At 62.6% G+C, this 12,482-nt stretch carries 11 protein-coding genes; 7 read left to right on the top strand and 4 right to left on the bottom strand.

What is annotated here, in order from left to right; genetic code table 11:
* Positions 1 to 252 precede the first annotated feature (252 nt).
* Entirely contained in the window at positions 253 to 1,854 is a 1,602-nt protein-coding gene (locus tag VFO93_RS01555) for a hypothetical protein (RefSeq protein ID WP_325132546.1), read from the top strand.
* 115 nt (positions 1,855 to 1,969) lie between these two features.
* A complete protein-coding gene (locus VFO93_RS01550; protein ID WP_325132545.1) occupies positions 1,970 to 2,770 on the top strand; it encodes a mechanosensitive ion channel family protein in 801 nt (266 codons plus the stop codon).
* A 208-nt stretch (positions 2,771 to 2,978) separates the two neighbouring features.
* On the opposite strand, the gene rsmG is transcribed toward VFO93_RS01550, so the two are convergent.
* From rsmG to VFO93_RS01535, 3 genes are all read right to left on the bottom strand, one after another.
* On the bottom strand, positions 2,979 to 3,593 hold the full coding sequence (rsmG, locus tag VFO93_RS01545) for a 16S rRNA (guanine(527)-N(7))-methyltransferase RsmG (protein WP_325132544.1): 615 nt from the start codon (positions 3,591 to 3,593) through the stop codon (positions 2,979 to 2,981).
* 143 nt (positions 3,594 to 3,736) lie between these two features.
* Positions 3,737 to 4,360: an RNA polymerase sigma factor gene (locus VFO93_RS01540; RefSeq protein ID WP_325132543.1), complete on the bottom strand. Its 624-nt coding sequence runs from the start codon at positions 4,358 to 4,360 to the stop codon at positions 3,737 to 3,739.
* Positions 4,351 to 5,484: a glycosyltransferase gene (locus tag VFO93_RS01535; protein ID WP_325132542.1), complete on the bottom strand. Its 1,134-nt coding sequence runs from the start codon at positions 5,482 to 5,484 to the stop codon at positions 4,351 to 4,353. Before VFO93_RS01535 ends, VFO93_RS01540 begins: the two co-directional genes overlap by 10 nt.
* Before the next feature lie 203 nt (positions 5,485 to 5,687).
* On the opposite strand from VFO93_RS01535, the gene tgt reads away from it, so the two are divergent.
* The 3 genes from tgt to VFO93_RS01520 all read left to right on the top strand — a co-directional run bounded on the left by tgt (position 5,688) and on the right by VFO93_RS01520 (position 9,083).
* Positions 5,688 to 6,818: a tRNA guanosine(34) transglycosylase Tgt gene (gene tgt / locus VFO93_RS01530; RefSeq protein WP_325132541.1), complete on the top strand. Its 1,131-nt coding sequence runs from the start codon at positions 5,688 to 5,690 to the stop codon at positions 6,816 to 6,818.
* Between the two features lie 147 nt (positions 6,819 to 6,965).
* A complete protein-coding gene (locus tag VFO93_RS01525; protein WP_325132540.1) occupies positions 6,966 to 8,045 on the top strand; it encodes an LptF/LptG family permease in 1,080 nt (359 codons plus the stop codon).
* Positions 8,046 to 8,150: 105 nt separating this feature from the next.
* On the top strand, positions 8,151 to 9,083 hold the full coding sequence (locus VFO93_RS01520; protein WP_325132539.1) for a DMT family transporter: 933 nt from the start codon (positions 8,151 to 8,153) through the stop codon (positions 9,081 to 9,083).
* A gap of 93 nt (positions 9,084 to 9,176) precedes the next feature.
* On the opposite strand, the gene ispE is transcribed toward VFO93_RS01520, so the two are convergent.
* A complete protein-coding gene (gene ispE, locus VFO93_RS01515; protein WP_325132538.1) occupies positions 9,177 to 10,004 on the bottom strand; it encodes a 4-(cytidine 5'-diphospho)-2-C-methyl-D-erythritol kinase in 828 nt (275 codons plus the stop codon).
* A gap of 173 nt (positions 10,005 to 10,177) precedes the next feature.
* Between ispE and VFO93_RS01510 the strand changes: the two genes are divergently transcribed.
* Both VFO93_RS01510 and VFO93_RS01505 read left to right on the top strand, forming a co-directional pair.
* Positions 10,178 to 10,783, top strand: coding sequence for a sugar transferase (locus VFO93_RS01510; protein WP_325132537.1), 606 nt, complete (start codon positions 10,178 to 10,180; stop codon positions 10,781 to 10,783).
* A 402-nt stretch (positions 10,784 to 11,185) separates the two neighbouring features.
* On the top strand, positions 11,186 to 12,433 hold the full coding sequence (locus tag VFO93_RS01505) for an efflux RND transporter periplasmic adaptor subunit (protein ID WP_325132536.1): 1,248 nt from the start codon (positions 11,186 to 11,188) through the stop codon (positions 12,431 to 12,433).
* Positions 12,434 to 12,482 lie beyond the last annotated feature (49 nt).

The following is a 12,482-nucleotide window of genomic DNA, read 5'->3' as shown; positions in this document are numbered from 1 at the left end:
GCGCTTGGCCGGGCCCATACGAGCCGGCTTCGAGCGGCGGCGTATCTTCGCTGAGCGTTGCAAATTGAAAAATTTAAAGAAAAAACAAGTCAAAGCAACCATTTAAGAGTGTACTGACTCTAGAAGCATTAGAAGAGGACCGGCCGGTTTGGGCTGGTGCTTTGGGAGGAAACGACGTAATAGCCAGCCGTCGGTATCTTGGTTCAGCTCAGCTGTTGCAGCGCGGGCCGGGGTTCACTAGCTGATAAAAGGATGTCTACCAGTACTATCTATAAAACTGTTAGCCAGCGCGTGGCTATCGCGGTGCGGGTGCTGGCGGCCACGGCGGTGCTACCCGAGCGAGTGGCGGCGCGGCCGGCCACCCGGGTGGCTGCGCGGCTACCCGCCCGGGCACCGCGCCCGGCGCGGCCGTGGGTGCTGCTGGCGCTGATGCTGGCCGTGGGGGTAGGGCTGGGGCTCACGTTTATTCGCAAGTACCACGTGCCGCTCGATGGCGACATTGCGCCCATCGTGGGGCCGCGGGCCGACTACGCGCACGTGCTGCAAGACCCTTTTGGGTGGGAGGCCCTGGTGCACCAGCGCAGCTACGCGGGGCCCAACCGCTTTTTTGCGCACCTGGGCATGGTATTGTATTTCCGCCACGTGCCGCTGGCGCTGCAAGCCTTTTTGCCACCCATCGACAGCCTGTACGCCGCCGTGGCGGGCTTCAATGTGCTGGTGCAGGCGCTGCTGCTCTACGTGCTGGGCTGGTATGCCAGCGGCACGCGCCGCCTGAGCAGCCTGCGCCTGTGGCTGGCCATGGCCCTGATGCTGCCCTTTTTCCAAACCACGGGCTACTACAGCCAGATGGGGATTATCGATAATTCGGCTACTTATAACTTCTTCTACGCCCTGCCGCTGGCGCTGCTGCTGGTGCTGCTGTGGCCGCTGTACCGGGCCGCCAGCCAGGGCCAGCCGGTGCGGCTGGCCTGGCACCAGCTGGCCGCCATGCTGCTGCTGAGCGTGGTGTTGGCTTTCAACGGGCCCATCATCACGGGCACGGTGCTGGTACTGGTGCTGGGGGCCGAGCTGCACCTGGTGCGGCAGCGCCTGCGGTGCCCAGCGGCCGAGTGGCTGCGCGGCCTGCCCTGGCAACTGGTGCTGCTGTGGGCCTGGCTGGGGGCGCTGTGTTTGTATTCGCTTTACATCGGCCGCTACAACTCCGAGAACCTGACTACCTCTATGCGAACGCTGAGCGAGCGGTACCAGCTGCTGCCCCTCGGCGTGTTTCATGCCCTCACCGACCGCCTGGGGCTGGGGCTGCTGGTGCTGGGCTGCCTGGCCAACGTGCAGCTTATTCGCCGCCTGCTGCCGCCTACCACGCTGGGGGTACGCATGTCGGGCACCCTGCGCTGGATAGGGCTTTTTGCGCTGGTATACAGCCTGTTGCTGCCGCTGGGCGGCTACCGGCCCTACCGCCCGTATATTCTCAATCACGACTCGGTGCTGCCGATTATCATTGCGCTGGTGGGATTCTACGGGCTGTCGGCCAGTTACTTGCTGCTGCATTTGCGCGGCCGCGCACAGCGCTGGTACTGCGTGGCGGCGCTGGCCATCGCCTTTGTTTACCTCAATGCCGACCGCCGCCTTGTGCCGCCCGACAACAACAGCCGTGAGCGGCAAGCGCTGGCCGCTCTGGCGCAGGCCGGCCCGGCCCCCGTGGTGCGCTTGCCCGTTAGCTGCACCGTGCTGAGCTGGCAGCCCATCACCGAGCCCCTTAGCTCAGTGACCTGCGCCGAGCTGCTGGCCTACTGGCGCGTCACGCCGGGCCTGAAGCTATACTACTGCCCGCCAGCTCCCGAAGCGGCGCGCTAGCCGGGCGGCGGCTGTTGTTTGCAAAATGCTAGCCAGCAAGACTTAAAAGGATAGGGGTCAACCTACCGGCTGGTCTGCTCGTTGCTAACAGCTTTCGTCAGCTGTTATCACTACCATGCTCCTTACACTGCTCCTTGCGTTTCACGACCTCGGCTACTACCTCGAACGCCTGCAAGACCTGGCGGTGCTGTACTTGCCCAAGGTATTCTCGGCGGTGCTGCTGCTGGTGGTGGGCTGGTGGGTTATCAGCTGGGTCAGCCGGCTCGTAAATACGGCTACGTCGCGCTTCGACGTGTCGCTGAGCTCGTTTCTCACCAGCCTCTTCAACATCGCCCTAAAAGTGCTGCTGCTCATTTCGGCGGCGGGCATGGTGGGCTTCGAGACTACCTCGTTTGTGGCCATTCTGGGGGCGGCCGGCCTGGCGGTAGGGCTGGCGCTGCAAGGCACGCTCGCCAACTTCGCGGGCGGGGTGCTGATACTGGCCTTCAAGCCCTTTACCGTGGGCGATGTCATTGAAAGCCAGGGCCGCACCGGTACCGTGCAGGCCATCCAGATTTTCAATACTTTGCTCCTCACTTCGCAAGGTGATACCGTCATTCTGCCCAACGGCGCGACCTCCAACGGCGTCATCGTCAACAAGGCTCACCCCAAGCGCGCGCTGGTTGAAATACAATTGGAACTGCCCGCCGACACCGACCTCGCGGCCCTGCGCCGGCGCGCCCTACCCATGCTAGAACAAGAAGAGCAAACCCTTGATGTGCCCGCCCCGCAAGTCAATATTGTGTCGCTAAAGCCGGGTGGCAGCCTCACGGTTGCGTTCCGCGCCTATACCCAGCCTGGCCAGGAAGATGCTGAGCGCAACCGCCTGATGGAGAAGCTTCAGCAGTTTTTTGCCAGCGAAGAAAAGGCAGCGTAAGCCAAGCGGCTAGGTGCTGGGACGCTGGCCGCAGTTTAGCGCGCAGCGCGCAACTGCTGGCCGACAAACGAGTGCAGTCTCCAGACTACCGGATTAGATACGTTATGAAGCGTGCTACTCCGGCAGTCTGGAGACTGCACTCGTCGTTGTGGCTGGCAGTCGCGCCGCTGCGCGGCTAAGACTGCCGCCAGGGACCGCTCACCTCGCCTTACACGGGCACCACGACCACCTTTTTGGTTTCAAAAAACGCTTCCTCAAAAAACTCCGGCAGGTCAACTACCCGCGCTACCAGGCCGCTTTCGGCGATTTCCTCGGTCAGGTCGCCGCCCTTTAGGTAGTAGAGCCCAGCTCCCGGCGCGGGGTGCTTTTTGTAGCTGTGCAGTATCCAGGGGTGGAAGGTAGCGAGGCGGGCCACGGCGCGGCTCACCACGAAGTCGAATTTTTCGCGCACCTGCTCGGCGCGGGTTTGCTCTGCCGTGACGTTGCTGAGGCCCAGCGCGCCGGCCATAAACTGCACGGCCTTAATCTTCTTACCAATGCTATCGACCAGGTGAAATTTTACCTCCGGGAACATAATGGCCAGCGGCAAGCCCGGCAGGCCGCCGCCCGTGCCCACGTCGAGCACCGCGCTACCTGCCGGAAACTGCACCACCTTGGCAATGCCCAGCGAGTGTAGAATGTGCCGCTCCACGAGGTTGTCGGTGTCGGTGCGGGCCACCAGGTTTATCTGCGCGTTCCAAGCTTTAAACTCGGTTTCGAGCAGGGCAAACTGCTTGATTTGCTGCGGGGTGAGCTGGGGGAAATATTTGGTGAGGAGGCTCATCAGAAGAGTGAAGTGTGATGCAAGTGTGTCATGCTGAACGCAGTGAAGCATCTCTACCGCACCGTTTGGGTTTGTCCAACGGTGCGGTAGAGATGCTTCACTGCGTTCAGCATGACAACGTTATCCTGTCGTGCTAATAACAATTAAATAAACTCCTTCTTGTCCTTCACCATGTCGAAGAGCAGCTCGCGGGCGCGGTGCAGCTGGGCTTTCACGGTGCCGAGCGGGGCTTTGAGCTCGGTGGCGATTTCCTCGTAGCTCAGCTCGTCGAAGTAGCGGAGGCTCACGAGGCGCTGATACTTGTCGGGCAGCAGCGACACTACGTGGCGCATTATCTCGATTTTCTGATTCTTGATGGTCGTGTCGGCCGGGTTCAGGTCGTTGTCGCGGAACTCCAGCTGAATTTCGTCGCCGTCGCCCATTTTCACCGCCGAGTCGATGCTCATCGTCTTGATTTTATTCTTGCGAATAAAATCGATGCAGTTGTTGGTAGCGATGCGGAATAGCCAGGTGCTGAACGCAAACTCGGGGTTGAACTTGTGCAGGTTTTTGAACGCCTTGGCGAAGGCCTCGATGGTAAGGTCTTCGGCATCATCGGGGTTGCGCACCATCTTGAGCACCACGTGAAACACCGGCTTCTTGTAAATCTGCATCAGCTCGGCGTACGCGCCCTGGTCGTCATTGTCCACGGCGGCCCGAATCAGCTTGAAATCGTGCCGGGCTTTCGACGAAAACTGTTTCTGGATATCAGCGGAGTTTACTTCCATTGGAGCGGGCGGCGCACCAGGAGCGAAAGGCCCCAGGCGCTGTAAAAAACTAGGTACAGAAAATCGAGAAAGGGCAGGGCCGCCGGCGGCAGTGCCTGGCCCAGGCGGCGGGCCAATGGTATATAAGCTGCCAGTAGCAACAATGTTCGCGCCAACCAGATTACTCCCAAAGATATTAAATTCTCGGGGGATAATGATACTGCCAAAAGTACGGGCGTAAGTAAATAAAAAAACAAATTGGAGCCCATAAATATAGCCAGCCGCCAGCGGTCGGCGGGCCGGTAGCGGCTGCCAGCCGAGAGGTGCCGCCGCTTTTGGTGCCACCAGGTGGCCCAGGTTTCGGCGGGCTCGCTGGTGGTTTGGGCGGGCGGGTCGGCCACCACGGCGGCGCGGGCGCCGCGCGCCACGGCGTCCTGCACCAGTAGGTCGTCGTCGCCCGAGAGGCGGCGCATGTGGCTGGCAAAGCCCTTGGTTTTGTGAAAGGTAGCGCGGGTGTAGGCCAGGTTGCGGCCCACGCCCATGTAGGGCTTGCCGGCCCAGGCCAGGCCTAAGTACTGCGCGGCCGTGAGCAAGGTTTCATACCGGATGAGTTTATTTAACAACCCCGGCCGCTCGGCGTAGCCCGAAAAGCCTAGCACGAGGTCGGCCCCGTTTTTTTGGGCAAAGCCGCGTTGCATCAGGCGCAGCCAGTCGGCACTGACAGGACGGCAGTCGGCGTCGGTAAACAGCAGGCGCTCGTGGCGGGCAGCCTTGATGCCGAGCGTGAGGGCGTACTTCTTGGGCGCGAAGCCGGCCGGCGTGTGCGACACCGACACCAGCCGGAAGCGGCCGGGGTAGTACTGGCCCAGCTGCTGGGCGTAGAGCTCGGTTTCGTCATGGCTGCGGTCGTTGATGAGCACCAGCTCGAAGCCGGCCGGGTAGTCTTGGCTTAGCAGCAGCGGCACCAGCTCGCGCAGATTGTCGAGCTCGTTGCGGGCGCAGAGGATGATGGAAACGGGCTCGGCGTCGGGGCCGGGCTCGGTGGCCGGGGCCTCGGGCGGGCGGCGGGCAAAGGGCCCAAAATAGCGCGCCCAGTACCAAAGCTGCACGAGCAGCAGCGGCAGCAGCAAGAGGGCGGGGGGCAAAGGTGGTAAGGCGGGCAACAACACGGGACTAAGCCGCAAAGGTACTGTAGCGTAAGCTTCAGCTTGCGAGCGAGCGCAGCGAGCAGGGGGTAAGCGGACTTTTGGGAGCGCAACTGCTCGCTGCGCTCGCTCGCAAGCTAAAGCTTACGGCACACTCCCTTACGGCGCACCCCCGGCCGTAACTTTGCCCGTCAATGCCAGCTATGACTTTTGACCTACTAGCCCAAGACCCGGGCACCAAAGCCCGCGCCGGGCTGCTCACCACGGCGCACGGCACCATCGAAACGCCCATTTTTATGCCCGTCGGCACGGCCGGCACGGTGAAGGGCGTGGGCCAGCGCGAGCTGAAAGACGACGTGCAGGCCCAGATTATCCTCGGCAATACCTACCACCTCTACCTGCGCCCCGGCCTGGAGGTGCTGGAGGCCGCCGGCGGCCTGCACAAATTCAACGGCTGGGACCGGCCCATTCTCACCGATAGTGGTGGCTACCAGGTGTTTTCGCTTAGTGGCACGCGCAAGATTAAGGAAGAGGGCGTGACCTTCCGCTCGCACATCGACGGCTCGAAGCACCTCTTCTCACCCGAGGGCGTGATGGATATTCAGCGCCGCATCGGGGCCGACATCATCATGGCCTTCGACGAATGCACGCCCTGGCCCTGCGAGTACGATTACGCCCGCCGCTCGCTCGACATGACGCACCGCTGGCTGAAGCGCTGCATCCAGCGCCTCGACACTACCGAGCCGCTCTACGGCTACGAGCAGACGCTGTTCCCGATAGTGCAGGGTAGCACCTTCAAAGACTTGCGCCGGCAGTCGGCCGAGTTTATCGCCGAGCAGGGCCGGGCCGGTAATGCCATCGGCGGCCTCAGCGTGGGCGAGCCCGCCGAGCTGATGTACGAGATGACGGAGCTCGTCTGCGACATCCTGCCGCAGGACAAGCCGCGCTACCTCATGGGCGTGGGTACACCGGCCAATATCTTGGAAAACATTGCGTTGGGCGTCGATATGTTTGACTGCGTGCTGCCCACCCGCAACGCCCGCAACGGCATGCTGTTCACCACCCAGGGCATTATCAACGTGACCAATAAGAAGTGGGCCGACGATTTTTCGCCCATCGACGCCGAACTCGGCGGCTACGCCAGCACGTTTTACACCAAGGCGTATTTGCGGCACTTGCTGCAAGCCAAGGAAATTCTGGGTGCGCAAATCGCCTCGATGCACAACCTCACCTTTTATCTGTGGCTGGTGAAGGAAGCACGCAAGCAAATCGTGGCCGGCACGTTTAGCGCCTGGAAGCCGGGCATGGTCGAAAAACTGATGCGTCGCCTGTAACTGGAAAAACGCCTGTCATGCTGAGCGCAGCGTAGCGGAGCCGAAGCATCTCTACCGCTTCGTTGCTGACGAAAAGGTTAGTTCACCGATAGAGATGCTTCGACTGCGCTGCGCTGCGCTCAGCATGACAGACACGACTAACTATTCATGAAGCTCTTAGACAAGTACATCATTACCAAATTTCTCACCGCGTTTTTCTTCACGGTGGTGATGCTGGTATCGGTGATTTGCGTGATTGACTACACCGAGAAAAACGACGATTTTATTCACCATAATCTGTCGATTGGATACGTCTTCACGCACTACTACGTGTACCTGTTTCCGTACTTCGCCAACCTGCTCTCGCCGATTACCATTTTTCTGGCGGTGGTGTTTGTGACGGCCAAGCTGGCGGCGCGCACCGAGATAGTGGCCATTCTGGCCAGCGGCGTGAGCTTTCGGCGACTGCTGGTGCCCTACCTGATGGGGGCCACCATTATTGGGGCGTTCACGTTTTACCTGGTGGGCTGGGTTATTCCGAAGGGTACCAAGAAGATAGTAGCGTTTGAGTCGGTGGTAGTGAAGGAGCCGTTTCGCTTCGAGGGGCGCAACGTGCACATGAAAATCTCGCCCAAGAGCTACGTGTACCTGGAGAGCTACAGCAGCGGCAACAACACGGGCTTTCACTTCGCGCTCGAAACCTTCGACGGCACCGTGCTGCGCCGCCGCATGACGGCCGACAACCTGGCCTGGGACAGCACCAAGCACGCCTGGCACATGTCGCCGCAGCTCGTGCGCACCTTCGTGGGCACCAAAGACGAGACGCTGAAAAGCCTGCCCGCCCGCGACACCACGATGAACCTCTACCCCAAGGACTTCGCCAACACCTATCGCCTGGCCGAAACCCTGACCTCGCCCGAGCTCGACGCGCTGATTGACAATAAAATCCTGCGCGGGGCAGACGACACCGACCAGTACACGAGCGTGAAATACGAGCGCTTTGCCTACCCCTTCGACATCCTCATTCTCACCTTTATCGGGGTGGTGCTGAGCGCCCGTAAAAGCCGCGCCGGCGTGGGCGGCCAAATCGCGCTGGGCTTCGTGCTGGCCTTCATTTTCATCATTTTCGTGATGCTGAGCCGCAACCTGGCGCAGGTGGGCAGTATGCCGCCGCTGCTGGCGGCCTGGTTTCCGGGGCTGGTGTTCACAGCCATCGGCCTGGGGCTGTACCGGGTGGTGCCCAAGTAGTTTTTAGTGCCTCGTGCATAGTGCTTGGTGCCTGGGTTCTATGTGTAGCGTGCAGGTAAGTCTGTAAATACCAACCTAAGCACCAAATCCTATGCACTAAGCACTATGTTAAAAGACTACCTCAAACTTCATTTTATCGTGCTGCTGTGGGGCTTCACAGCCATCTTGGGCAAGCTGCTCACAGTGCCGCCGGTCGAGCTGGTGTTTTGGCGCACGGGGCTGGCCAGCGTGGGGCTGGCGGGGCTGCTACTGGCGCGGCGTGCGGCTTGGCGCGTGGCCCCCGCCGAAGCCCTGCGGCTGCTGGGCGTGGGCGCGATAGTAGCCGCGCACTGGATTACGTTTTTCCTGGCCGCCCGCTTGTCGTCGGTGAGCGTGTGCCTGGCCGGCATGGCCACGCTGGCCTTGTGGACCTCGCTGCTGGAGCCGCTGGTGCTGTGGCGGCGCGTGCGGCCCTATGAGGTGGGCCTGGGCTTGCTGGCGATGGCGGGCTTGTACCTCATTTCGCAGGCCGAGTTTACGCAGCTCACCGGGCTGCTGGTGGCGGTGGGCTCGGCGGGGCTGTCGGCGCTGTTCAGCGTGCTCAACTCGCAGTTGGTCAAGCGCCACGCGCCCATGCGGCTCACGTTTTACGAGATGTCGGGGGCCTGCCTGAGCATCGCGCTGTTTATGCCCGTCTACGGCCGCTACTTCACGCAGGGGCAGGGCGTGCGCCTAACCTGGCACGGCCTCGACTGGCTGTGGCTGCTGCTGCTGGCCGGCGTGTGCACGGTGTTTGCCTTTTCGGTTTCGGTCGAGCTGATGAAGCGGCTTTCGGCCTTCGTCGTCAACCTCACCATCAACCTGGAGCCGGTCTACGGCATCGTGCTGGCGCAGGCGCTGTTTGTGCTGGGCGTGCCGGGTTTCGGGCAGGAAAAAATGTCGGGCGGCTTTTACCTGGGCACCGTGCTGATACTAGCCAGCGTGCTCGTGCACCCCGTGCTCGACCAATGGAACCAGCGTCGGGCGCGCAAGCAGGCGGCCGCCGACGCGGTAGTGTAACGGTTGTCATTGCGAGCGCAGCGAAGCAATCGCACCTGTTGAGCCGCGCCATTTTGGTGCGATTGCTTCGCTACGCGCTCGCAAGGACAGAAATTACAACTGCCCGCGCCACACCAGGTACTCGCCGGGCCAGGGCAGCGCCGGGGCCTCGGCCGCGCCCGGAAACAGCCCATACACCGCCGAGCCCGAGCCCGAGAGGCTGGCGTAGGCCGCGCCCGCCGCGTAGAGCTGCTGCTTGATGTCGGCCAAAACCGGGTAGGTAGGCGCCAGCGATTTCTCAAAATCATTGAAAACCGTGTCGCGCCAGGTGGCCAGCGGCTGCGCCAGCGCCTCGCGCAGCGGCACGGCAGGGGCCTGCGGCACGATGCCCGCAAACGCCTGTGCCGTGCTGATGTGCAGCCCCGGATACACCACCACGCAGGCCGTGCCGCGCAAATCCACGCCGATGGGCTCGAATATGTCGCCGCGCTCCAAGGCCAGGCGGGGCTGGTTTTCGATGAAAAAGGCGCAGTCGGCCCCCAGGCGGCGGGCGTAGCTTTCGAGCTGCGCTACCGTCAAATGCAAGGCAAACAAGTCGTTGAGCGCCCGCAGCGCAAACGCCGCGTCGGCCGAGCCGCCGCCCAGGCCCGCCCCGGTGGGCACGATTTTGTGCAGCTGCATCTGCACGGCTGGTAGCTGCGGAAAATCGGCTTTTAGTAGCTCATAAGCTTTGAGGCACAAGTTGGTAGCCACATCGCCGGGAATGGGGCGGCCCGTGAGCGTGAGGCTGGGCGCGGCCTGGCCTTTGGGCGCGGGTAGTACTTCGAGCGCGTCGGCCCAGGGCAGGGGTAGGAACACGGTTTCGAGCGCGTGGTAGCCGTCGGGCCGCTTGGCCGTCACGTACAGGCCCAGGTTGAGCTTGGCGTTGGGAAAGATGAGCAAAGGGAGTTTTGAGTTTTGAGTTTTGAGTTTTGAGTCGGGCCAGACTTGCCAGCACATTCAACTACCTGCTCCTTACTTCGCACAAAGAAAAGGGCTGACCGATGCGGGCTGGCCCGGCCAGCGCGGCCGGCCCCAACTCAAAACTCAGCACTTAAAACTCAAAACTTCCCAATATGTACCCTGGCAAGCGCCTGCTCGACCTGGCCGTGGCCTTACCGCTGGCGGTGGCTACGCTGCCGCTGCTGGTGCTGGGCGCAGCCCTGGCCGCCTGGCAAAACGGCGGCCCCTGGCTATTCCAGCAGGTGCGGCCGGGGCTGGGCGGGCGGCTGTTTACGCTCTACAAGCTGCAAACCATGACCTCGGCCCGCGACCCCGCCACCGGCCGGCTACTACCCGATGCCCAGCGCCTGCCGGCCGTGGGCCGCTGGCTCCGAAGTACTTCGCTCGACGAGCTGCCCCAGCTCTGGAACATCGTGCGCGGCGACATGAGCCTGGTGGGGCCGCGCCCGCTGCTGCCGCAGTATCTGCCGCTGTACTCGCCCCGGCAGGCGCGCCGCCACCTGGTGCGCCCCGGCCTCACCGGCTGGGCGCAGGTGAACGGGCGCAACGCCATTAGTTGGGAAGAAAAATTTGAGCTCGATAACTGGTACGTCGACCACGAAAGCCTCTGGCTCGACCTGCGCATTCTCTGGCGCACGGCCGGGCGCGTGCTGGGCCGGCGCGGCGTGGCGGCAGCGGGTGAGGCTACGATGCCGCCTTTTCGCGGCAGCGGGCAGTAGCGCAAACTGAAAGTCCGCGATTAGAGGCACAGCCGCGAAGCAGCGGCATGTTGGTAGCCAAATAGCTTGTGAAAGCATAGCGCCGCAAAGTGGCGGCACCAGCCAGGAGGGTGCCGCCGCTTTGCGGCTCGAATTAGCGGGCTGTCATTAGCTGCTACCAACATCTCGCCGCTTCGTGACTACTTTACCACATAGATTTTCAGGCGGTGGGCTGGAGCTTGCTGTGTGCAGGCTGTAAGCGTGCGGTGGGTGTCCACCAGCGAACACCCTGTCCGGCAATGGACAGTTTTTGTGATAGCGGTTAAATGAATTTTGGCTATAAATATTTGATTTTAAATAATTTATAAAAATGGCACGTCGCTTGGCCTAGGTAGTAGGAACCACATTACTACCTGCCCACTCATGGACAGAGCCATTTCAACCCCTACGCAACATCGCCGCCGGCTGCGCGCCTGGCTGCTGGGCCTGGGGGCCCTGGCCGCCGCGCTGGCCGCCGCCGTGGGCTTGCGTACGGTGCTACAACCCAGTCTGCGCCGGGCCGACCTGCTCACGGCGCGCGTCGAAACCGGCGACGTGGACGCTACCCTCACGGCGGCGGGCACCGTCATTCCGGCCCGCGAGGCAGTGCTGACGAGCCCTATTCAGAGTACCATCCGGCGGGTGGTGCTGGCGGTGGGCGCGCGGGTGCAGCCCGGTCAAACCATTCTGGAACTCGATAAAGACCTCGCTGCCTCGGCCCTGGCCAAGCTCGACGATGAGCAACTGCGCAACCAGAACAAAAACGCCCAGCTGGGGCTAACCCTGACGCGCAGCCTCACCGACCTGCAAGCCCAGCAGCAAACCCAGGATTTAAAAGTCAGTAGCCTGCAATCGGCGCTGCGCGACGAGCAGCACCTGCTCGAAGTGGGCGGCGGCACCGCCGAGGCCGTGCGCCAGGCCGAGCTAAACCTGCGCACCGCCCGCCTCGAAGCCCAGCGCCTGCGCCAGCAGCTTGCCAACCAGCGCCAGGCCAGCCAGGCCGACCGCCGCGAGTTGGGCTTCACGGTGTCGATGCAGCAGCGCGCCATCCTGGAGCAGGCCGCCAAGCTGCGGCAGGCCGACATCAGCAGCCAGCAGCCAGGCGTGCTGACCTGGGTGAATGATAACCTGGGCACTACTGTGCAGGCCGGCGATGCGCTGGCCCGCGTGGCCGACCTCAGCCGCTACCGGGTGCGCGCCACCCTGGCCGACACCTACGCCGACCAGCTGCACCCCGGCGATGCCGTGCGCGTGCGCCTCGGCCCCGGCACCGACCTGCCCGGCACGGTAGCCAGCATCAGCCCCGCCGTGGACAAGGGCACCGTGACCTTCTACGCAACTCTGAATAATGACCACCACCCGGCGCTGCGCGCCAATCTGCGGGCCGATGTCTTCGTGCTCACCCGGGCCCACCGCGCCGTGCCGCGCCTCCGCAACGGCCCCTTCTACCAGGGCGGGCAAGAGCAGCCGGTATTCGTGCTCAGCGGCGGCCGGGCCGTGCGCCGCGTGGTGCGCTTCGGCGACAGCAATGCCGACTACGTGCAGGTGCTCAGTGGCTTGGCGGTAGGAGAGGAGGTCGTGATTTCGGAGATGAAGAATTACGTGGATACGCCGGAATTGCGGGTGGAGTGAGCCCGACCGCCTTACCCCACCCCCCGGCCCCCTCCCCTCCGGGAGAGGG

Origin of the sequence: Hymenobacter sp., from assembly GCF_035709525.1 — a bacterium.
Classification (GTDB): domain Bacteria; phylum Bacteroidota; class Bacteroidia; order Cytophagales; family Hymenobacteraceae; genus Hymenobacter.
Note: the sequence above shows the minus strand (reverse complement) of the source record. Positions and strands in the feature narration are given on the sequence as shown.

Excerpts from the sequence above, each read along its gene's own strand:
- VFO93_RS01505 (WP_325132536.1), top strand. The coding sequence starts at position 11,186 with ATGGACAGAGCCATTTCAACCCCTACGCAACATCGCCGCCGGCTGCGC.
- VFO93_RS01520 (WP_325132539.1), top strand. The coding sequence starts at position 8,151 with ATGTTAAAAGACTACCTCAAACTTCATTTTATCGTGCTGCTGTGGGGC.
- VFO93_RS01510 (WP_325132537.1), top strand. The coding sequence starts at position 10,178 with ATGTACCCTGGCAAGCGCCTGCTCGACCTGGCCGTGGCCTTACCGCTG.
- VFO93_RS01550 (WP_325132545.1), top strand. The coding sequence starts at position 1,970 with ATGCTCCTTACACTGCTCCTTGCGTTTCACGACCTCGGCTACTACCTC.
- VFO93_RS01525 (WP_325132540.1), top strand. The coding sequence starts at position 6,966 with ATGAAGCTCTTAGACAAGTACATCATTACCAAATTTCTCACCGCGTTT.
- VFO93_RS01555 (WP_325132546.1), top strand. The coding sequence starts at position 253 with ATGTCTACCAGTACTATCTATAAAACTGTTAGCCAGCGCGTGGCTATC.
- VFO93_RS01540 (WP_325132543.1), bottom strand. The coding sequence starts at position 4,360 with ATGGAAGTAAACTCCGCTGATATCCAGAAACAGTTTTCGTCGAAAGCC.
- tgt (WP_325132541.1), top strand. The coding sequence starts at position 5,688 with ATGACTTTTGACCTACTAGCCCAAGACCCGGGCACCAAAGCCCGCGCC.
- rsmG (WP_325132544.1), bottom strand. The coding sequence starts at position 3,593 with ATGAGCCTCCTCACCAAATATTTCCCCCAGCTCACCCCGCAGCAAATC.